The following is a 22,756-nucleotide window of genomic DNA, read 5'->3' as shown; positions in this document are numbered from 1 at the left end:
GCTTTTCCGTATCTTCGTGCAACTTTTTAGCATACTACTATGATCAAATCGATGACAGGCTTTGGAAAGTCCATTCTTCAGCTACCTACAAAAAAAATTACGATCGAGGTAAAATCTCTTAACAGTAAAAACCTGGATCTTAATGCCAGAATTCCTTCGCAGTATCGCGAAAAAGAATTACAAATGCGTAACACCATTGCAAAATCCCTGCTAAGGGGTAAGGTAGATTTTGGATTATATGTTGAAATCACAGCCGAAGAGACTTCTACAAAAATTAATGAAGCCGTTGTTAAAGACTACATCAAACAGCTAGAAACCATTGATAACACTGGAGACAGTACAGAATTGTTAAAAATGGCCGTTCGAATGCCTGATGCCCTAAAAACGATTCGAGAGGAAATTGATGAAGAAGAGTTTAAAGCAATCAACAATGCTCTTTTGGACGCACTGAAGAAAATAGAGGCATACAGAACCGATGAAGGAAAAGCTTTGGAGCAAGATTTCCTGTTGCGTATCAAAAATATTGGCGAATTACTAGAAAAAGTAATCGCTATGGATCCCGAACGTATTGAAGGAGTGCGTGAACGCTTACACAAAGCTGTTTCAGACCTTAAAGAAGAGGTAGACCAAAATCGTTTTGAGCAAGAACTCGTCTATTATCTTGAAAAATTTGACATCACCGAAGAAAAAGTTCGATTGTCAAATCATTTGAAATATTTTTCATCAACGCTTAATTCCCCTGATTCTAATGGTAAAAAATTAGGATTTATCACCCAGGAAATAGGTAGAGAAATTAATACCATTGGTAGTAAATCCAACTATGCACCAATGCAGCAATTGGTAGTACAGATGAAAGATGAGCTCGAAAAAATTAAAGAACAATTGCTAAACGTGTTATAAATGAACCAAGGGAAACTTATTGTACTTTCGGCACCATCGGGTAGTGGAAAAACAACGTTAGTTAAACACTTATTGCACAAAGAAGAATTAAATCTGGGATTTTCTATATCTGCGGCATCTCGTGAACCTCGTGGAGCAGAAATACACGGAAAGGATTATTATTTCTTATCGCTTCGAGAATTTAAAGACAAGATCAAAGCCGATGAGTTTTTAGAATGGGAAGAAGTATATAGAGATAATTTTTATGGCACTTTAAAATCTGAAATACATCGTCTTTGGGATAGCGGCAAACACGTTATTTTTGATATTGACGTTGTTGGAGGTCTTGATATTAAAAGAATTTATCCCGATCGCACATTGGCGATCTTCATTAAACCTCCGAGTATTGAAGAGTTAAAAATTCGCTTAAAAAAACGTAAAACCGAATCTGAAGATAAAATCAACATGCGTGTTGCAAAAGCTTCTACCGAAATGGCCACGGCACCACAATTTGATGCTATTGTAACCAATGATGATCTCGAAAAAGCCAAAGAAGAGGTATACCAATTGGTCAAAAAGTTTCTTTTAGGTTAAGTAATACAATTAAAAAACGGCTGTCTTGGCAGAAACAAAAAAAATAGGATTGTATTTTGGCACCTTTAATCCAATTCATATTGGTCATTTGGCTATTGCAAATCACATGGCAGAGTTCTCTGATCTTGACGAAATATGGTTGGTAGTTACTCCTCATAATCCATTTAAAAAGAAAAGTTCCTTACTCGATAATCATCACCGATATGAAATGGTGTTTCGTGCTACAGAATCGTATCCTAAATTAAAACCCAGCGATGTAGAGTTTAAGTTACCTCAACCCAATTACACGGTACTTACGCTAGCCCATTTACAGGAATTGTATCCAGATTATCAATTTAATCTTATCATGGGCGAAGACAATTTGAAAGGGTTTCATAAGTGGAAAAATTATGAAGTTATTCTAGAAAACCATCATATTTATGTATACCCAAGAATTGCTGAAGGAGTAGTTGAAAATCAATTTAAAGATCATCCCAAAATACATCGGGTTGATGCACCAATTATGGAAATTTCTTCAACATTCATCCGTAAATCAATTGCCGAAGGGAAAAACATACAACCCCTACTCCCAAAAGAAGTATGGCAGTATGTTGATGAAATGAATTTTTATAGGTAACAAGATAAAAACAGAAATAGCTTTTCTATGTGATCAAAAAGTATTTTATTATGATATGTAAATAACGAAAAATACCCCGATGCTTACCTACGAGGTATTTTAGTTTTCTTTGAAAAAGAATATTGTTTTTGCGTTATTTACATCTTGAAATTTATTGTCTTTCGCCCCCTATCATATAAAATAAATTGAACTTTGGGTTAGCTGACAAGGGAGATCCATCCAAACTTCTAAAATTAATGGTCATCCACAATTTTCCATTGTATTGTAAGAAATAAGATACATAAGCAAATTCTTTACTACTTCCATAAGATGTTACCATAGGCATTGGTCTTATATTAGCAAAATTTGCATAAGAATTTGGTATGGTTACTAAATAGTATGTTGTGTCTCCGGATCCAAGTTTCTCGACAGTAACTTCTCTGTTAAAAGGAAAATCGGTTTTAAGATTAAAAGGTGTATTATTACCATTATAATGGAGGTACCCCCCTGGTCTGAAATCATATAATAAATACTTATCTGTATAACTCGCAACAAAATCACTATTAGCGAGATTACCATTGATGTCGTAAATTCTCACTATAGCTTCAACGCCTCTGCTATTATTTTGGGTTACACTTTCGATCTCATAATACCTGGGAGCCATACCATAAGCAGTTACCTGAAAATGGCCATTATTACCGTCAACCGATTGCATTCCTGGAAACCGAACCCTATATTTTCCCGTTTGCAATCTGGTGATTTGGTTCCTTAAATCTTTGGAATTGTAGTCGTATGAGACAGAGTTACCAAAATTATATGCCGCATTGCTAATGTTACTTTCATTTCTTTTGTAAAGAAAAATGTTAAAAAATTGATTATTCGTACGGACACCTGTATCACCATCAAAGGTAAGAACATACGCTATTAAATCATTTCCCTGTCTTCCCCAATTTCTAACTTGTGCAATGTCATCTCCCAAAATGCCAGAAACATGAATAACTCCATTATTGAGATGACTCAATCCAGGAAATGTGACTTTATAAAGTCCTGTGCTTTCCCTTTGGATATTAATATACTGATCGCTAGGATGAAATTGCATTTCGGGGTTGGCTGGCAAACCATTATAAATCGCCCAGGCGTTTCCCCGTGAACCTGATGACTTACCTTTTACAGCGTGATCAATAACTGATTCTTCAAGAGCATTTTTTTCAGTGCTTATTTCATCAATATCAGTACTACAACTATTGAATAAAAATAAGGAAGCAAAAAGTAATAAACAGAATACATTTTTTTTAATTTTAAAAGTGTTCGTCTTCATGATTTTAGTTTTAAGAGTTACTAAATAGTGCTTTTTCAATTTCTGTACATATAAGAACTTGATTTTATTAAATTAAATAGGTTTCTTCTTTACCGCTAGGATTATATAACAAGTATGTAACATTTGAAGGTTACAAGTATTTCTATGAAATAATACCATTAATTGGTTAATAACATCTTTTTGGTATCTACAATTTTTCCGTTTACAATTAAACTGTACATATACATTCCAGATGGTAATTCTCCAGAAGCAATGGTAATTTGTTGTTTCCCTTGAAGATTTTTGAATACTTTCTTTTGTGAACCCTGCATATCAAAAACATAAATACTGGCGCTCGACACTTCTTTTGGCAAATCATATCGTATTGAAGTAGATGTATCGGAAGGATTAGGAGTATTTTGATAAAGTTTTATCTTTTCTACCTTACCTAATCCTTCCAATTCATCCTTAATCACATCTGATTGCTCTTGATTGGCCAGTATAGATTCGAGATTTTCGATTTTTTCTTCCAAGACCTTGTTGTTTGCATTTACCTCTTTAAGTGCTTCAATCAATACAGGAATGAGTCCTTGATAGTTTACGGCTTTATAGCCGTTTTTGTTTTCTTTTACCAAATCTGGCAACACTGCTTCTAACTCCTGGGCTATTACACCATATTGCTTTCCTTTTGGCAATTGAATTCCCGAGCTTTTTATTTTTTCAGAATCTTTAAACTGGTAGCTTACTCCTTCTATGCTATTAATGGTTTCTAGGGCATTATTGATTTTTTTTCTGCCTTTTTTAAACTTTTTATCAGAGCTTAACCACAGACCTGTGGCAAAAGCTTCTCCGTTTATAAATAAACGATACGTATTATCAAGTGTAGTGTTACCCAGGGCAATGTTTCCTGTATTAAAATCACCTAGAATTAATGGAGTAGCATTAATATCTCCATCCTGAATGTATAATCGATTATTTACATTACCGATACCAAGTCCTGCTTGGTTTCCTATAAATACATTATTATTACCATTATTATTATACCCTGCAGCAGTACCAATGTATGTATTATTTGATCCTTCACGACTCTGTAAACCAGTCTCGAAACCGATAAAAGTATTTTTTGAACCGCTTTCATTAAAATAACCCGTTCTATAACCCATAAAAGTATTTGAGTTTCCGGCCCTATTTCGTGATCCGCTATTTGCACCATTAAAAGTATTTGAACTTCCTTCGGTATTATAATATCCCGAACCACTACCAGTAAACGTATTAGAATTTCCTTGGGTATTAGAGTAACCTGCTACATATCCATCAAAATGATTATCACTTCCTGAGGTGTTTTCAAAACCGGCTTGTAAGCCATAAAATACATTTCTGTTACCTATCGTATTTTTATGGCCGGTTCCATAACCAATAAAAGTATTATTAAGCCCAGTAGTATTATCATGACCTGCTCGTTGACCTATAAATATGTTTCTACTACCGGTTGTGTTTGAATACCCAGCTATATTACCAATAAATACATTTCCCCATCCGGTGGTATTTGAATACCCTGCTTTACTACCGTTAAATGTATTAAGGTCTCCAGTTGTATTGTTGTAACCAGCCTGTTCTCCAATAAACGTATTATCATTGGCGGTTGTATTAAAAAGGCCAGCTTGATATCCCAAAAAGGTATTGTCATGTCCCGAGGTATTTGAATAACCGGCACTTGCTCCATTAAAAGTGTTATTATTTCCGGTGGTATTTGAATACCCGGCAAAACTACCGTTAAATGTATTCTGAGTTCCTAGAGTATTTGAATATCCAGCAATGCTGCCACTAAAAGTATTATGAGTTCCTTGCGTAGTTTTATAACCGGTGAGTTGCCCTACAAATGTATTATAACTTCCAGTGGTATTAAAACGACCGCTGTCATACCCAATAAAAGTATTTCTGCTACCACTGGTATTTGATAATCCTGCATTTGTTCCTATGAACGTAAGATTACTTACTGTGGTCACATTCCTGCCTGATTCACTACCTATAAAAATGTTATTACTACCTGTTGTAAGCCTATAACCTGTATAAAACCCCATAAGCGTGTTATCATGGCCATTAGTAACATTGGTTCCTGACCAATGACCTAAAAATGTATTGGCGTTTCCGGTAACTTTGTCACCCGCGACTCCTCCTATAGAGGTATTAAAAAAACCCGCATTACCAGCATTTTGTCCCAAGTTTGTATTAAGCTGTGCTGTTACATCGGGAGATACGATTATCAATAATAATAGTACAACATATCCTTTGTAAAGATTTTTCATGATTTTATTTTTAGAATTACTAGTCACTTTAAGATGATTTGATAATTCTAAAGTATAGAAGACTCTTTTCAACAACTTCTTGTAATGTAACAAAAGCTAACAGATATGTAACAGACAGCTAAAATTGTTAGCTTATAAGGGGTAATTAATAAATTTATAATCCGTATTTATCTTTTGCAGAATTTAACTTACACTTTTTCTCGATATTCTGTCGGAGTACATTGATAAGTTTCTTTAAAACATTTGTTGAAATATGATATGGTATCAAAACCTACATCGGTTGCAATTTCTGAGATATGTAAGTCAGAATTTTTTAAAAAGTGGGTTGCTATTTTTAATCGTTCATTATTTATAAACTCTGTCGTTGACAAACCAGTGAGGCTTCTCAGTTTTCTGTGTAAAGTCATCCTTGACATATTCATTTCTTTGCAGAATTCATTTGCAGTAAATGATGAATCCTTTAATCGAGTATTCAGAATTTCTTTTGTTTTATTCCAGAATTTTTCTTCTACACTATTAACTGCAATTATTCCAGGTTGTATTTCGGATTCTTTTTGATAAAGTTCTCTTATTTTCTGGCGTCCAGAAATAATATTGTTTACTTTATATGTTAATATGGCCTTGTTAAAAGGCTTAATAATATAATCGTCTGCTCCAGTTTGTATTCCCTTTAACTCATGTTCTTCTCCTACTTTTGCAGTTAATAAAATTATTGGGATATGGCTGGTTCGTTCATCATTTTTAAGTTCATTTGTTAACTCGATTCCATCTTTAATAGGCATCATTACGTCAGAAATAATTAAATCCGGAATGTATTTCTGCGCAAGTTTGATACCCTTTTCTCCATTTTCTGCCTCAAAAACTTTGTACTCATCTATAAACGTTTTATTTAACAACATCCTTAAATCTTCATTATCTTCTACAATAAGTACGATTGGTAATTCACTATAATTGGCTGTTTTAAGGTTTTTTTCAATTGATTTATTCGCAATTGTTGTAGAAAAAGTAATTACATCGTTATCGATTGCCATATCTGATGCTTTAAAATCATTTCTTCCAACGGCAAGCTCCACTTTAAAAACGGTCCATATATTAGGCTCGCTTTCTACGCTTATTTTACCTTTATGTAACTTTACTAGTTCTTTGACCAATGAAAGGCCAATTCCAGATCCCGGTTGATGCTCATCTACTTGATAAAATCGATCAAACACTTTTTTAGCTTGCTCTATAGAAAGCCCTTGTCCAGTATTCTTTACTTCCAGATATAATACTTTCTTCTTCACAGTAGCATTGCACGATATTTGTCCTTTATCTGGAGTATATTTCATGGCATTAGACAATAAATTCATGGTTACTTTTTCTACAATGTCTTTATCAAACCAGGTTTCTTTTACTGTTTTATCAATGTTAATCGTAAATTTAATACCGCTCTGCTTGGCCGTATAAAAAAAAGTGTTAGCGAGAATCTTTATAACCTTCAGTACATTACCTTTTTGTATTTGCAACTTTTGCAAGCCAGATTCAGCTTTCGAAATTTGGAGTAATTGATCTACCAATCCCAATAATCTTTGATTATTGCGTTGAATCATTTCAAAATCAGCTTGATCTTTTTCTGATAGAGATTGACTTTCCAGTTTTTCCTGAATTGGCAACGAGATTAAGGTAAGGGGTGTTCTAAATTCGTGAGTTATATTGGTATAAAATTCAGATTTTAAAGCATTCATTTCTTTTTCTTTTTTAGACTCAAGAACTATTTTATACTTCTTTAAATCTAAATAAGAAAGAACACTCATAAATATTGCCGCCTCGATTGCAACAATTGGTACCAGAATAAAAAAATTGGATTTAATTGCCACAATATAACCGATAATAAGGCAAATGGTACCAATAGTAATTATTCTTGTTTCAATAGTATTTTTTTTGAGAAAAGCATAGATCAAATACCCAAAATTGACTAGTGTAATTAAATAAATAGCACTACTCATAAATAATAAATGATCAGACCAATATGGGTTTATTATAATCATACTATTATAAAAAACAATAACCCCAATAAAACAGACAATAGTCCAATTATTTACTTTATTCAGTTTTGGATAATTCAGCTTTATTTCTATAAAAGACCTATAAAAAAACATATAGAAAAGCTGAGCCAATAGTTGACCATTTTGATTAAAATAGAAATAAAGAATTGGCTTTACCTCTGCATAAAAATTATAGAAGAAAAAAGTTCTGTATCCATAATTGAATATAAGACAAAACATATAAAGGCTATAATATAAGAAGTAAACCTTTTTGATGATTAAAAAATGAATCATCATGAAAATAAATGAAATAACGATCATCCCGATAAGCATGGCAAAAATAAACTCAAAATTCTCATTGTCTTGTATAACTTTTCTTTGCTCATCTTGATAGAAAGTTGGCGAACTACGATATGCAGTTAATAAAAAATCTGAGTATACAGCATTGTAACCAAAAAAAGAAAGGGGGGTATTTTTTACATAAAAATGTTTGTCAAAATCAATATTTTTTGTTGTGACATGAATCTTACTCGCATCATTGAATTCTACTATAGGTTTTTCAAAAATTAACAAACCCGTTTGATATTGCTTATAACCTCCTCCCACTTGTGGGATATAAAGAATTAGTTCGTCAGATTGCGAAAAAACAAAATCTATACTTTCTACCTGTATTTGATTTACTTCTATTTGAAATCTTGCCCAGTGGTCTTTTCCAACTATTGGATTGTCTATCGGCTCTTTCGAAAAATTTAGGAATATTGCTTGTTGTATTGTTAATGAATCTCTGGTAATTGGTTTAGAATATCGTTCAAGTTCAATGGTGTAATTTGTATCTGGTTTGACCCTTATTTTTTCTTGAGAAAATGATTTTCCAAAAAAAAGAAAAAGGAAAGAAATTACCACTAATTCCCGAACCGCTAGTGTTTTTAATTTTAAGCATTTAAAATTCACTGGTTGCAAGTATTGAATATACGAAATTCGTTATGAGATTATACCTGCCCCAGAGCCTCTTTCACTCTTTTAAGAAGACGATGCATACGACCACTACCGCCTGCAATAATTCCTGCGGTGAGAATTACGTCTATAGATTGAATGATCGTAAATTGTATTTCGGATAACGTTTCTTGGGGACCATTAAATATAATGCCCGATATGAGTCGTATTCCTGAAAAAGAAAGTACTAACCCAATAATGAAAGCGATTAAAGTCGTTCTTCGATGTCTTTTTTGACCGCTAACCATCAAAATATTTTCCAACTCTTTCTTTTCTTTCATCATCTTTTCTACTTCTTCATCTGCCTCAATTTCTACCTCTTCAGATTCTTCATTTGCAATTGCTGGACTTACCGAAACAGGAATGGTTTCCATATGCTCTTCTATTTCTTCAATACGGTCTTTACACTGTTTCTTCACCTTCTGGTTAGGGTCGTCTATAAAAACCTCTATACATTGTTCTACAACCAACATCACAACAGATATGTACCCCAGCATGGCGATCACATTGCCTGGTTCAAGACTCGAAAGATCGATAGATGGCAATTGCTCTTCAAAAAAAACAAAACCACCAATTGATAATACGGCAAGAATAATTGCAATTGGGTTTTTATAAAGCGCTTTCATGGGTTAAGGATTTAAAAGTAGTACTATAAAAATACGAAAAACTCTGCTTGATTATATATTGTAAGGCTTCACTTATAAATTAAAAATAGAAGACCTCAAGAGTTTTAAAACCCTTGAGGTCTACATACAATCGTATACTTATAATTTATTTTCCAGGAAATTCGGCCTTTCTCTTTTCCAAAAATGCCGAAGTTCCTTCTTTAAAGTCTTCGGTACCAAAACAATTTCCAAACTGTTCAATTTCGGTTTTAAAACCATTTATACCATCTTCATATCCGGCATTTACCGATTTAATAGCAGCACTAATGGCCACCGATGAATTTCTCATGATTTTACCAGCAATTTTTTCGGCTAGCGGAAGCAACTCTTCTAATGTGGTTACATGATTTACCAAACCATATTGTAATGCTTGGTTAGCATCAATCATTCCGGCAGTCATAATCATTTCCATAGCTCTTCCTTTTCCAACAAGTTGTGGTAGGCGCTGTGTTCCCCCATACCCTGGTATAACACCCAGTGAAACCTCGGGTAATCCCATTTTGGCATTATCGCTAGCCACTCTAAAGTGCGCTGCCATAGCCAACTCAAGACCACCACCCAGGGCAAACCCGTTTACCGCTGCTATAACTGGTGTTGATAGATGGGCAACATAATCAAATAATAACTCCTGTCCTTTTGCAGCCAGTTTCCCTCCTTCGGTAACCGAAAAATCGGCAAACTCGCTAATATCTGCCCCAGCAACAAAGGCTTTCTCACCACTACCCGTTAAAATAATTACACTGGTATCGGCATCAAGGTCTGCTACTCGTAATGCTGCATGTAGTTCTTGAATAGTTTCTTTATTAAGCGCATTAAGTTTTGAAGGGCGATTAATTGTTATCCTGGTAATCCCTTTATCTTGAGATGTAATAATGTTTGTGTACATATTTTGTATGTTTTATTCTTTTGGGAATTTTACTTTAAAAACAGTTCCTTTTTCTTCTTGGGAAGTAAAGGTAATACTTCCTCCATAGGTTTCAACAATATTTTTTACCATTCCGAGCCCTAATCCCATTCCACTGGTTTTTGTGGTAAATTTTGGTTCAAAAATCTTCTTCTTGTTCTCGGCAGTAATTCCTACGCCATTATCGGCAACAGTTATAACCACTTCTCCGTTTTCTGAAAAAACATCTACTATTATCTTTGGCACCCGATCTTCGGGTATGGCCTGTATTCCATTTTTTACCAGGTTGGTAACCACTCTTATGAGCTGTGTTCGGTCAAATTTGGCAATAATTTTTTCTTTTTCTGAAGGAAAAATAATGTAATCTTCGTTAAAAATATCCAAGGCGAGACCGACTATCTTTACTACATCCAGGGTTTCATTTTTTTGTGCAGGCATTTGCGCAAAATTTGAAAACGCCGAGGCAATCGAACTCATCGTATCGATTTGCTGGATAAGTGTATCACTATATTCTTGTACTTTTTGTTGAATATTGGGGTCTTCGGGGTCAAATTTCCGTTGAAAACTTTGTACAGTAAGTCGCATAGGTGTAAGTGGATTTTTAATCTCATGGGCCACTTGTTTGGCCATCTCGCGCCAAGCCGCTTCGCGTTCACTTTTTGCCAACATAGCAGCACTTTGTTCAAGCTCATCAATCATACTATTATATGCATTCACCAAGTTATAGATTTCTTCACTTGCATCCCCTATATCGATTCGTTTATTGCGTTTATCCAGCCTTGTTTGATCAATGGTATCTGAAATAGTTTTTAACGACCTGGTAATATATTTTGATAAAAAATATGCCAACACAATAGCAATGAGAAACATAAATATGTATACCTGTCCAACTCGCTGAAGAAATTCTATAAGTTCTCTTGTTATAAGATCGTCATCTTCTAAATAAGGAAGATTTAAAATCCCTAAGGGCTTTGCCCGACTATCTGAAATATAAGTATATGATGATAAAAATTTTACCCCATCTTTTTCTGATTTAACCAGGTATTTTTTATCATACAGCGAGGCCAACGTATCAAGAATATGAGGATTAAGCTGTTTGTCGGTGGTGTCTTTAACAAAAACACCTTCAGATCTAATCAAAAGCTCTCCAGATAGTGCATAAACATTAATAGGCAAGGTATGTTCTTCAGAAATTTGATAGATTCTGTCTCGCTCTTTGAAAATTAGTTTTAGATTTTTTTCATTTACCGGGTATGTCGTGCTCTTAAGAGCATTATCGATAGCGATTTGAATTCGATTCTCTTTTCTTTCGAGCCGCTCCTGGTGATATTCTTCGGCTTCTTCTTTATATTGATAAATCGAGACGGCACCAATTAATATCGAAGCTATAAGCACTAATAACGTCATTGAAATAAAAATGCGGGTACGAAGAGAGAGTTTTAATAGCTTCATAGTATTCTTTGAGGCATAAATATAACAAATATCAGACCAAAATAGTTCTAAAAACCGATCTTGAAACGTCCCGAATTTCCTAAATTTACCTAGCTTTATTTTTATGAACGATACAACATTACTTTCTGTAGAAAACCTTTGTGTTTCATTTTTATCTGAAAAAAAAGAAAATCGAGTGTTACACGATATTTCTTTTGAGGTTGGAAAGAATGAAATTCTGGGTATTGTTGGAGAATCAGGTAGCGGCAAATCTGTTGCTTCACTGGCTATTCTTGGTTTATTACCTACCAAAACGGCCAAAGTTTCTGGCGAAATCAAGTATAACAATGCGTCTATTGCTCATCTTGGCCAGAAACAGTATCGATCAATTCGCGGAAGCGAAATTGCTATGATTTTCCAGGAGCCTATGAGTTCTTTGAACCCTTCTATGAAATGCGGAAAACAGGTTGTTGAAATTCTTTTAGAACATACTTCATTATCAAAAAGAGAAGCCAAAGAAGAAGTTTTAACCTTATTTGAAAAGGTAAAACTTCCGGATCCTGTAAGAGCTTATTCTTCATATCCTCATCAACTAAGCGGTGGGCAAAAGCAACGGATTATGATTGCCATGGGTATTGCATGCAAACCCAAACTTTTGATTGCCGATGAGCCAACAACCGCTTTGGATGTAACAGTGCAAAAGGAGATTATTGGACTTTTAAAAAGCCTGCAACTAGAATATGAAATGAGTGTGTTATTTATTTCTCATGATCTTTCCCTGGTATCTGAAATTGCAGATAATGTTTTGGTAATGTATCAAGGCAAAATAGTTGAGTCTGGTGCAACAGATCAAATATTTCATCATCCCAGACAAGAATATACCAAGGCTTTGATAAATGCAAGACCTGATTTGGATATTCGGTACAAAAAATTACCTACTATTGCCGATTTTCTTGAGGGTCATGGACGTAAACGAGAAGTAATTAGTAAACAACAGCGCAAAGAACATCATGATAAATTATACAGCTCACCACCTCTGCTGGAAGTTATAAATGTCGAAAAGACGTATTTCTCTAAAGTAGGTTTGTTTGAAAAAAAAGAATTTAATGCCGTAGACGGGGTAAGCTTCAAATTATATGAAGGAGAAACTCTTGGGCTGGTAGGCGAATCGGGTTGCGGTAAATCAACCCTTGGTAACGCTATTTTACAACTCGATAAAGCTACAGCCGGCCAGATACTTTATCGAGGAAAAGATATTACACGATTGCCGTTGACCGATATGCGTAATTTGAGAAAAGAAATTCAATTAATTTTTCAGGATCCGTTTGCTTCATTAAATCCAAGACTTACCGTAGGCAAGGCTATTATGGAACCCATGCAAGCCCATGATTTGTATACCGATGATATCGAAAGAAGATCAAAAACTATCGAATTGCTGGACCGTGTTGGTCTTAATGAAGGATATTTTGATCGCTATCCTCATGAGTTTAGTGGTGGTCAACGTCAACGTATTGGTATTGCCAGAACTATTGCCTTGCAACCCAAACTTATTATATGCGATGAATCGGTAAGTGCGCTGGATATCTCGGTACAAGCACAGGTATTAAATTTATTAAATGAATTAAAGGAAAAGTTAGGATTCACCTATATTTTCATATCTCACGACCTTGCGGTTGTAAAATATATGTCGGATCAATTATTAGTAATGAATGAAGGTAAAATCGAAGAGTATGGTGAAGCCGACACTATTTATGCCAATCCCAAAAAAGAATACACACAAAAATTAATTTCGGCTATCCCAAAAGGAAAATAAACCCTATCTACAAAAAAGAAAATCATATTCATAAAAAAAACCTGTTAAGCAATAAGTCTAACAGGTTTAATTCATCGCGACTTGGGGGCAAAGGTTGCGCGATTTGTTAACAACAAAAAATCACATCAACAAAAATACTTTCTTAGCTAAATACATACAGTTAGAAATCAATTCCATTGTTGGTTTAACTGACTTCTGTAGACGATTCATACGCTTTTTCATAATAGGGATAATATGTGTGGGTTAATAATTTATTTTAAACTTAAAAAACAATGTATATAGGGGCATCATTTTCTAAGGGGATACTAATATGCAAATTATTTTCAATAATGACGTTTAAATACATTAAAAATCGACAAAATACACAAAATTTTAACATTTTAAACATTATTACCCGTTTTTACAGGTTAAAGGAAAGGTTTAAGGGAATACAAAACCTGTTGAAAGTGTAGTATTTTTCTTTCAAAATTGAGTTTGTAAAGGCTTGAAAACAAATAACGTAATTAATTCAGATTTATTATCCGTTTAGATCTATTTATTATCCGTTTAGATCTTCGTAGAATTAGATAAAAATTTAATCCAATACCATCTCGGGAATATTCCCCTCTATAATCAAATTTCCTTCGGTCGCATTCTTTATTTCCTCGACACTTACACCAGGTGCTCTTTCAAGTAATTTGAACCCTTTTTCCGTAACTTCGAGTAATGCCAAATTGGTTACTATTTTTTTTACACATTGTACCCCTGTAAGAGGAAGAGAACATTGTTTTAACAATTTGGATGCTCCTGCTTTATTGGTATGCATCATGGCTACGATAATATTTTCTGCGCTCGCCACAAGGTCCATGGCGCCTCCCATTCCCTTGACCATCTTTCCTGGAATTTTCCAGTTGGCTATATCTCCTTCTTCAGAAACCTCCATAGCTCCTAAAATGGTGAGATCTACATGTTGCCCACGAATCATCCCAAAACTAGTTGCCGAATCAAAAAAAGAGGCTCCCGGCAATGTTGTAATAGTTTGTTTACCTGCATTAATAATATCGGGATCCTCTTCTCCTTCAAAAGGAAATGGTCCCATCCCTAAAACACCATTTTCGCTCTGAAACTCTACTTCGATACCCTCGGGGATATAATTAGCCACTAGAGTAGGTATGCCAATACCCAAGTTCACAAAGTATCCGTCTTTAAGTTCTTTTGCAATTCGTTTTGCAATTCCGTTTTTATCTAACATTTCTTAATGTATCAATATGTATAATTTAACAATGTATCATTTACCTCGATTTGATACTTGTACTTAAAATTTTATATAAAATCAACCCCAGCTCTTTTACTTTATTATTTAAAACTGAATTGACAGGGTAGTTTTTAGACTTTTCACAAAGAATTAACCAATATTTAGTTTCCTCTAATTCCTTGGTAGCGATCTTAATTTTATGAATAAAATCCGCCTTACTTTCAGCATTTTGAGCTTCATGTATATTCGCTCCTATACTCGTTCCTGATTTTAATAATTGTTTTGCTATCACAAACTTTTTACTATTTTCCAAAGCTTCACAATATTCAATAATTAATAATGCAACTTCTATAGATTTTTCAACAACTACATTCTTCATTACTACATTGGTAAATTGCTATATTGAAAAATTAAAGTCTTTTCCTTACTGTGCGTTGCTCAATGCGTTTTTCATATTTCTTCCCTTGAAAAATACGTTGTACAAATATTCCAGGAATATGAATGTGATCTGGATCCAATGTTCCTGCAGGAACCAATTCTTCGACCTCGGCCACAGTTATTTTTGCTGCTCCGCACATACAAGGATTGAAGTTTCTTGCTGTTCCTTTAAAAATTAAATTTCCCGCTTCGTCTCCTTTCCAGGCTTTTACAAAGGCAAAGTCTGCTTTGAATGCATGTTCAAGCACATACATTTTACCATCAAACTCCCGGGTCTCTTTTCCTTCGGCTACTTCGGTGCCATAACCTGCTGGGGTGTAAATCGCAGGAAAACCTCCTTGCGCGGCTCTACATCGTTCTGCCAGCGTTCCTTGCGGAATAAGTTCGACATCCAGTTCGCCGCTTAACATTTGCCGTTCGAACTCATCGTTTTCTCCTACATATGAAGAGATCATTTTTTTAATTTGTTTTTTTTGAAGTAATAAGCCCAACCCAAAGTCATCTACCCCGGCATTGTTGGATATACAAGTAAGACCAGTAATATTTAATTTTACAAGTTCGGCTATTGCATTTTCGGGAATACCGCATAGACCAAAACCTCCTAGCATCAAGGTCATATTATCTTTTATACCCGATAAAGCTTCAGAAACATTGGGTACTGTTTTACGAATCATACGTTGTTAATTTTAGCACTCTAAAAGTACTAAAAAAATAGTTCTACAACGTTTGAAATATTGCAGTTTTATAAATAATTTAATGGAATAAAAAACAAAGCTTAAAGACTGAATTCGTCGTCGATATTTTCTTCTATAACATTCTTCTTTTTAAACTCATCACAATCAACTTCGATAGTTAATCGTTCTGGTTCTTTGAAAGCATCTTTGGAGACTTTTAGTGTCTTATCTGCATAGCATTTTTTCATATATAGTGCCCAGATAGGCAGTGCCATAGTTGCTCCTTGTCCAAATTCTGTGTCTTTAAAGTGAGTAGATCTGTCATCTCCTCCTACCCATACTCCGGTACACAAATTAGGAACCATACCCATAAACCATCCATCACTCTGATTTTGCGTAGTTCCGGTTTTTCCTGCAATAGGGTTATCAAATCCATAAGGGTGTCCCGTTACCACATTCTTTATAGAATACCTGGTGGATGGTCCTGTACGCAATCTTACACCAGAGCCCGATTGTGTAACTCCTTCCATCAAATTTACAGTTACATATGCCGCTTCTTTACTGATCACATCACGCGTTTCTGGAACAAATTGATATAGCGATGCTCCATTTTTATCTTCGATACTTGTAATCATTACGGGTTTTGTATAAATACCCTGGTTTGCAAAAGTACTATAAGCACCTACCATTTCAGATAATTTTAAATCGACCGATCCTAAGGCAATGGACGCTACTTCAAGAATATCGGATTTTACACCTGTTTTCTTAGCCAAACGAGCAATTGGTTCTGGTCCAATCTTATCCATTAAGCGAGCAGAAATCGTGTTCACCGATTTTGCCAATGCTTCTTTAAGACTCATATACCCCGAATAATCTGAACTTGTATTTTTGGGTGTCCAGTCATTCTCTATAACACCATGAGAACCTATTGGGATTGTAATCTGTGATACGGGTAAGGTGTCACAAGGTGAAAGCTTTAATTGATCGATAGCTGTCGCATATACAAAGGGTTTAAAAGTCGATCCTACCTGACGTGCTCCTTGGTATACATGATCGTATTGAAAATGTTTATAATTCACACCTCCAACCCAGGCTTTAACATGACCTGTTTGCGGTTCCATCGATATTAACCCCGATCGTAAGAATTTCTTATAATACAAAATGGAATCTTTTGGAGTCATAATGGTATCGATTTCTCCTTTCCAACTGAAGATTTTCATCTCTGTTTTTTCATCAAACGAAGCCAGAATCTCTTTTTCGCTCTTTCCTTGAGACAACATCTTTTTTCTCCTTGCAGAAGATTTAATACTTCTATTAATGATCCCCTTTAGTTGGTCTTTGGTAATATCTCTAAATGGACTGGTTTTATTATTTTCTTCTTGCTTATCAAACTCTTTTTGAAGATTAGCCATATGCTGTGCAGTAGCTTCTTCGGCATATTTTTGCATTCTTGAATCTATAGTCACATTAATTCGCAACCCATCTCTATAGATATCAAAATATTCTGTTTCGCCTTCTTCATTTACTCCTTTAGGATTATTCTTTACCCAATCGGCCATCCAACTACGCACATACTCTCTAAAATATGTTGCGGTTCCATCAGAGTGACCTTCTGGTGAATAATCTAGCGTAAGCGGCAGTTGTTTTAGGCTATCTCTTTCTTGTTCGGTTAGGTAACCATACTTTTCCATTTGGTTAAGCACGACATTTCTCCTGTTTTGCACCATTTCTGGTCTTCGCAATGGATTAAAAAGTGACGAGTTTTTAAGCATCCCAACCAATACGGCAGCTTCTTCAACCTTGAGTTCTTTTGGCTTTTTACCAAAGTAAATTCGTGAAGCAGAGCTTATCCCAATAGCTTGATTAAGGAAATCATACTTGTTGAGATACATGGTAATAATTTCATTTTTGGTGTACTGTCTTTCCAACCGTGTCGCGATTACCCATTCTTTTAGCTTCTGTTTAATCCGCTCCCATAGATTTTTAGAACCGCCTGTAAACAATTGCTTTGATAATTGTTGAGAAATTGTACTTGCTCCCCCTTTACTTCCTAAAAAAATAAAAGCTCTCAAAGTACCTCTGGCATCAATACCAGAATGGTCATAATATCTAGCATCTTCAGTTGCTACCAATGCATCTACCAGATGTTGCGGAAGATCATCATAAGAAACAGGAGTACGGTTTTCTTTAAAAAACGTTCCTATTTGTACACCATCTGAAGAAATAATTTGGGTTGCTAAATCATTTTGCGGATTTTCTAACTCTTCAAACTTGGGCATTTCTCCATAAAACCCCCAGCTGGCAAAAAGAAATAATAAAACCACCAGGAAAATTCCAGATGCAAATGTGATCCAAAATGCTTTTATATAAGTCAAGGTATTAGTTCCAGCAGACTTTGACTTTGTATTTGTTCTTTTCTTTTTTGTTGATTTGGGTGTTGCCTTTGCCATATCTCTAAGGGTTTTGAGCATTCTCTATTCTAAATCCAATATCGGTAATTCCTTCCAAAGAGTATATTCCACCTACTTCTCCATTTTTTCGCATCGCATGCTGCAATGTTATGGTGTATATTCCTTTTTCGGCAAAAATTACGTTCTCTTTGTACCACAATTTGTTTTCTTTCAGATCTGTAAAACCGGTCCCTAGCCATTCTCCATTTGGCGCGGCCATATTGTACTCTAAAGTATCGGTTACAACTTTACCATTGGGGAATTTCATTTCACTAATCAAGAATAAATTACTATATCGGTACAAATTATTATTGCGAATATTGATAAATAAATTATAGGGTTTCAATGTATCTAGCTCTGGAAGGGAGAAGCTCACTTTTTCGTCCATTTCCCAGGCTTCAGATACTGTTTTATATTGATCGAAAACTCGTTTGTCATCACAAGCAATGATACTTATCACTGTAAAGACGATTAAAATAAACCTACGATTTATCATTGTTTTTATTGCGTGATCGATGTCTTTTATTACGTTGTTTTTTTGGTTTTCCAGTGTTTCTGTTTTCAGAATTTCCTCCTTTTGGTTTGTTTGAAGCAACCGTTTGTTTCTCTGAAGAACCTCCTTTATTTGCATTTCTTCTTTTGTTACGATTTTTTCTTCTTCTCCTACTGTGCTTTGGTTGATCAAAACGTGTAAGGCTATCTTGTCCTACAACGTTCTCAAAATCTATTTTAGTATCCTCGAGCAATTCTGAAGCAAATTCTTCAAGGCCTACAACTTTTTCGTCGTTATTGTTGGCCGTAATAATTTCTTTGGCATGTTCTGTAGAGATTTTGTGCCAATTCATCCATTCGCCTTCATAAGCATACCAAAGGTATCCTTTGAAAATATCTATTTTTTGGCAAACAGCAGTTCCTTTTTCGGTCTGAAGTTTTGTTTCCGGCTTTGGAAACTCTTTTAAAGCATCCAAATAGGCATCTAATTCATAATTTAGACAGCATTTAAGTTTTCCACACTGCCCCGCCAATTTTTGAGGATTAAGTGATAATTGTTGATACCGAGCAGCACTAGTATTCACCGATCTAAAATCGGTAAGCCATGTTGAACAACATAATTCACGGCCGCAAGAACCAATACCTCCCAATCTGGCAGCTTCTTGTCTGAAACCAACCTGACGCATTTCTATACGAGTGCTAAACTCGTGGGCAAACTCTTTGATAAGTTGTCTAAAATCTACTCTCTCCTCGGCAGTATAGTAAAATGTGGCTTTAGATCCATCTCCCTGGAATTCGATATCAGAGATTTTCATTTCAAGATTAAGTCGAATAGCAATCTCACGAGCACGAACCTTCATCGGTTCTTCTTTATCTCTTGATTTTTGCCAGATATCGATGTCTTTTTGCGAAGCCTTTCTATAGATTTTCTTAATATCTTCACTATCCAGCTCGACTTTTTTCTTTTTCATTTGAATGCGGACCAACTCGCCGGTAAGCGAAATAATTCCAACATCGTGGCCCGGAGAAGCTTCAGTAGCTACTATGTCTCCAATACTTAAAGATAAGTTTTCTGTATTTTTGAAAAAACCTTTTCTTCCATTCTTAAATCTTACTTCAACACAAGAAAAAGGTGTGGCGCCACTTGGAAGCGACATATTGGATAGCCAATCAAAAACTGTTAATTTATTACAACCATCGGTACCACAGGTACCGTTGTTCTTACACCCTTTAGGTTGTCCGTCTTTTCCGGAGGAACAACTACTACACCCCATATTTTACTACTATATTGAAATTTGCCTGCGATAGTATTCACAGCAAATATGGTTCTTACTATAGTTAGAATCCCATCGGTTCTAACATCTTAATCGTTAAAGATACTATGAAATAGGCATAAAAAAAATAATCTGCTACAGTATATTTATCCTATTACGTATTACTTCTTGTATTTCAAGGCTTCAGAACGGCCTTTTTTGAATATTTTATTGCTATTACCCTTTCCTTTACGCAGTGCTTTTTGCTCTTCATATGGCAGCCTGTTGATTTCCATACATTCTGTAGAACAACAGTTTTCCATTTCCTTGGCACATTTTGAGCACTGAATAAATAATAGGTGACAAGCTTCGTTCTCACAATTTACATGGGTATCACACGGTTCACCACATTGATGACAATTGGCGATCACATCACCCGAGATTCGTTCTGACCTTCTATGATCAAAAACGAAGTTTTTACCTAAAAATTTGTTTTCGAGTCCTTTTTCTTCAACTTGCCTGGCATATTCTATAATTCCACCCTCAAGTTGAAATACATTTTTGAAACCTTTATGCTTGTAATAAGCACTTGCCTTTTCGCATCGAATACCACCCGTACAATACATCACTAGTTTTTTATCTTCTTTGTGTTCTTTAAGATCTTCTTCGATGATATCCAACGAATCTCTAAATGTATCTACATCAGGGGTAACAGCTCCTTTAAAATGTCCTATTTCACTCTCATAATGATTACGCATGTCCACCAAAACTGTATTTGGATCTTCGATAAGCTTATTAAATTTCTCTGCATCAACATGTACCCCTTTGTTGGTTACATCAAAGGTGTCATCATTAAGTCCATCTGCGACAATTTTGTGTCGAACTTTGACTTTTAGTTTCAAAAATGACTTGGCGTCCTGTTCTCTAGCAATGTTTAGGCGTACATCTTTTAAAAAAGAAATACTATCTAAGTGTTCCTTGAAATCCAAAAAATTTGGTGCTGGAACAGACAATTGTCCATTAATACCTTCTTTGGCTACATAAATTCTTCCCAGAACGCCAAGTTCGTTCCAATGAATAAAAAGATGGTTTCTAAAAATTTCAGGATTTCCTATGTGTGCATATTGATAGAAAGAAAGCGTAAGTCGATCGGTACCTGCCTGATCGATAAGAGCAGCTCTTTCTTTTGCACTTAATTTATTGTACAGTTGCATGCTATACCAATTTTTTAAGTTAAAAGAATTACTATTTTGCGCAAAAGTACGAATCATAATGAAATATGCAAGAATAGGTACATCTTGAACAAAAAAATGCCTGGAAATCAATATCCAGGCATTTTTTGGCTAATTCGTTATTAATACGATTTTAATAAATAGTACCATAACGAAGCTAGCCACCTTCGACCATACAGTTACTAATTTTAGTAATTGTACAGCCATCATGGTGATGTTGTATTACTCTTTTAAGAAATTTCATCGTTCACCTATCTGCTTCTTTGTTCATTTTTGCTTTTACTGTAGATGCGCGAAAAATGAAAAGGTTGCGTCACCAATAATAAACTTTTAAAAATCACAATGATGATTGCATTTTGAGTTGTTAATAACGATTTTGGAATCTATATAACATCTACAAAAAGAAATAGTACTTTAGCAAAAATAATATCAATGTCAAATCCAGATATATTTGAACAACAAATGAGTACAGAGAAAGACGCAAAATTAAAAGCACTAAAACTTACCCTAGATAAATTAGATAAAGCCTACGGAAAAGGAACTGTAATGAAAATGAGTGACAGTTCTGTACAAGAAGTAGATGTGATCCCCACAGGGTCTTTAGGTTTAGATTTGGCACTTGGTGTGGGAGGATATCCAAAAGGTAGAGTTATTGAAATTTATGGGCCAGAATCTTCTGGTAAAACTACACTAACATTGCATGCTATTGCTCAAGCTCAAAAAGCAGGTGGCATTGCCGCTTTTATTGATGCCGAGCATGCTTTTGACCGTTTTTATGCCGAAAAACTGGGGGTTGATATCGATGATTTAATTATTTCTCAACCCGATCATGGAGAACAAGCATTAGAAATTGCAGATAACTTAATTAGATCTGGCGCTATCGATATTATTGTAATCGACTCTGTCGCAGCTCTTACACCCAAAAGTGAAATTGAAGGTGAAATGGGAGACTCAAAAATGGGGTTACATGCAAGGTTGATGTCTCAAGCACTACGTAAACTAACAAGCTCTATAAGCAAAACCAATTGTACGGTTATTTTTATTAACCAATTACGTGAAAAGATCGGAGTTATGTTTGGAAATCCCGAAACAACTACTGGTGGTAATGCCTTAAAATTTTATGCTTCGGTTCGCTTGGATATTCGTCGCTCTACACAAATTAAAGACAGTAATAGCGAGGTTCAAGGTAACAAAACACGTGTAAAAGTGGTTAAAAATAAAGTTGCACCTCCATTTAGAACCGCAGAATTCGATATCATGTATGGTGAAGGAATCTCAAAAAATGGAGAAATCATAGATATAGGCGTTGACTATGAAATCGTTAAGAAAAGTGGTTCATGGTTTAGTTACCAAGACACCAAACTTGGTCAAGGAAGAGATGCAGTAAAAAATCTTCTTAACGATAATCCAGAATTAATGGAGGAGCTTGAAGAAAAAATCAAGGAAGCCATTAAGATTGCAAAAGAATAAGATTTTCTTAAT

General features: G+C 35.0%; 18 protein-coding genes. 5 read left to right on the top strand and 13 right to left on the bottom strand.

The genetic code is table 11. From position 1 onward, the window contains the following. Window positions 1-39: 39 nt before the first annotated feature. The 3 genes from U6A24_RS17035 to nadD are packed head-to-tail and all read left to right on the top strand — an operon-like array spanning window position 40 to window position 2,089. Window positions 40-900 carry a YicC/YloC family endoribonuclease gene (locus tag U6A24_RS17035; RefSeq protein ID WP_324181206.1) on the top strand — a complete coding sequence of 287 codons (861 nt, stop codon included), beginning with the start codon at window positions 40-42 and terminating at the stop codon, window positions 898-900. Beyond that, the gene (gmk, locus tag U6A24_RS17030) at window positions 901-1,473 is read left to right on the top strand and encodes a guanylate kinase (RefSeq protein ID WP_324181205.1); all 573 of its coding nucleotides are present in this window, start codon (window positions 901-903) and stop codon (window positions 1,471-1,473) included. A 25-nt stretch (window positions 1,474-1,498) separates the two neighbouring features. Continuing rightward, window positions 1,499-2,089 carry a nicotinate (nicotinamide) nucleotide adenylyltransferase gene (gene nadD / locus U6A24_RS17025; protein WP_324181204.1) on the top strand — a complete coding sequence of 197 codons (591 nt, stop codon included), beginning with the start codon at window positions 1,499-1,501 and terminating at the stop codon, window positions 2,087-2,089. A gap of 151 nt (window positions 2,090-2,240) precedes the next feature. On the opposite strand, the gene U6A24_RS17020 is transcribed toward nadD, so the two are convergent. From U6A24_RS17020 to U6A24_RS16995, 6 genes are all read right to left on the bottom strand, one after another. Next, window positions 2,241-3,386: a hypothetical protein gene (locus tag U6A24_RS17020; RefSeq protein WP_324181203.1), complete on the bottom strand. Its 1,146-nt coding sequence runs from the start codon at window positions 3,384-3,386 to the stop codon at window positions 2,241-2,243. A 158-nt stretch (window positions 3,387-3,544) separates the two neighbouring features. After that, window positions 3,545-5,671, bottom strand: coding sequence for a tail fiber domain-containing protein (locus U6A24_RS17015; protein WP_324181202.1), 2,127 nt, complete (start codon window positions 5,669-5,671; stop codon window positions 3,545-3,547). Between the two features lie 188 nt (window positions 5,672-5,859). Continuing rightward, window positions 5,860-8,646, bottom strand: coding sequence for a response regulator (locus tag U6A24_RS17010; protein WP_324181201.1), 2,787 nt, complete (start codon window positions 8,644-8,646; stop codon window positions 5,860-5,862). Window positions 8,647-8,684: 38 nt separating this feature from the next. Continuing rightward, window positions 8,685-9,314, bottom strand: a complete 630-nt coding sequence (locus U6A24_RS17005; protein ID WP_324181200.1) for a hypothetical protein — start codon at window positions 9,312-9,314, stop codon at window positions 8,685-8,687. A 145-nt stretch (window positions 9,315-9,459) separates the two neighbouring features. Next, the gene (locus tag U6A24_RS17000) at window positions 9,460-10,239 is read right to left on the bottom strand and encodes an enoyl-CoA hydratase/isomerase family protein (RefSeq protein ID WP_324181199.1); all 780 of its coding nucleotides are present in this window, start codon (window positions 10,237-10,239) and stop codon (window positions 9,460-9,462) included. Window positions 10,240-10,251: 12 nt separating this feature from the next. Then, window positions 10,252-11,709, bottom strand: coding sequence for a sensor histidine kinase (locus U6A24_RS16995; protein ID WP_324181198.1), 1,458 nt, complete (start codon window positions 11,707-11,709; stop codon window positions 10,252-10,254). 103 nt (window positions 11,710-11,812) lie between these two features. On the opposite strand from U6A24_RS16995, the gene U6A24_RS16990 reads away from it, so the two are divergent. Continuing rightward, window positions 11,813-13,501 (top strand): ABC transporter ATP-binding protein, encoded by a 1,689-nt coding sequence (locus U6A24_RS16990; RefSeq protein WP_324181197.1) that lies wholly within the window; start codon window positions 11,813-11,815, stop codon window positions 13,499-13,501. Window positions 13,502-14,075: 574 nt separating this feature from the next. On the opposite strand, the gene U6A24_RS16985 is transcribed toward U6A24_RS16990, so the two are convergent. The 7 genes from U6A24_RS16985 to trhO form a co-directional block, all read right to left on the bottom strand. Next, window positions 14,076-14,732 carry a CoA transferase subunit B gene (locus U6A24_RS16985; protein WP_324181196.1) on the bottom strand — a complete coding sequence of 219 codons (657 nt, stop codon included), beginning with the start codon at window positions 14,730-14,732 and terminating at the stop codon, window positions 14,076-14,078. 40 nt (window positions 14,733-14,772) lie between these two features. After that, a complete protein-coding gene (locus U6A24_RS16980) occupies window positions 14,773-15,114 on the bottom strand; it encodes a four helix bundle protein (protein WP_324181195.1) in 342 nt (113 codons plus the stop codon). 31 nt (window positions 15,115-15,145) lie between these two features. Next, window positions 15,146-15,847 (bottom strand): CoA transferase subunit A, encoded by a 702-nt coding sequence (locus tag U6A24_RS16975; protein ID WP_324181194.1) that lies wholly within the window; start codon window positions 15,845-15,847, stop codon window positions 15,146-15,148. A 101-nt stretch (window positions 15,848-15,948) separates the two neighbouring features. Then, the gene (locus U6A24_RS16970) at window positions 15,949-18,297 is read right to left on the bottom strand and encodes a penicillin-binding protein 1A (protein WP_324181193.1); all 2,349 of its coding nucleotides are present in this window, start codon (window positions 18,295-18,297) and stop codon (window positions 15,949-15,951) included. Window positions 18,298-18,301: 4 nt separating this feature from the next. Further along, window positions 18,302-18,793: a gliding motility lipoprotein GldH gene (locus U6A24_RS16965; protein WP_324181192.1), complete on the bottom strand. Its 492-nt coding sequence runs from the start codon at window positions 18,791-18,793 to the stop codon at window positions 18,302-18,304. Further along, window positions 18,780-20,063: a PSP1 domain-containing protein gene (locus U6A24_RS16960; RefSeq protein WP_324181191.1), complete on the bottom strand. Its 1,284-nt coding sequence runs from the start codon at window positions 20,061-20,063 to the stop codon at window positions 18,780-18,782. The genes U6A24_RS16965 and U6A24_RS16960 overlap by 14 nt, the downstream gene beginning before the upstream one ends. Window positions 20,064-20,224: 161 nt before the next feature. Beyond that, a complete protein-coding gene (gene trhO, locus U6A24_RS16955) occupies window positions 20,225-21,256 on the bottom strand; it encodes an oxygen-dependent tRNA uridine(34) hydroxylase TrhO (RefSeq protein ID WP_324181190.1) in 1,032 nt (343 codons plus the stop codon). A gap of 480 nt (window positions 21,257-21,736) precedes the next feature. On the opposite strand from trhO, the gene recA reads away from it, so the two are divergent. Then, window positions 21,737-22,744 carry a recombinase RecA gene (gene recA, locus U6A24_RS16950; RefSeq protein ID WP_324181410.1) on the top strand — a complete coding sequence of 336 codons (1,008 nt, stop codon included), beginning with the start codon at window positions 21,737-21,739 and terminating at the stop codon, window positions 22,742-22,744. Window positions 22,745-22,756 lie beyond the last annotated feature (12 nt).

The sequence above is a fragment of the Aquimarina gracilis genome (assembly GCF_035285365.1).
Classification (GTDB): Bacteria; Bacteroidota; Bacteroidia; order Flavobacteriales; family Flavobacteriaceae; genus Aquimarina; species Aquimarina gracilis.
Note: the sequence above shows the minus strand (reverse complement) of the source record. Positions and strands in the feature narration are given on the sequence as shown.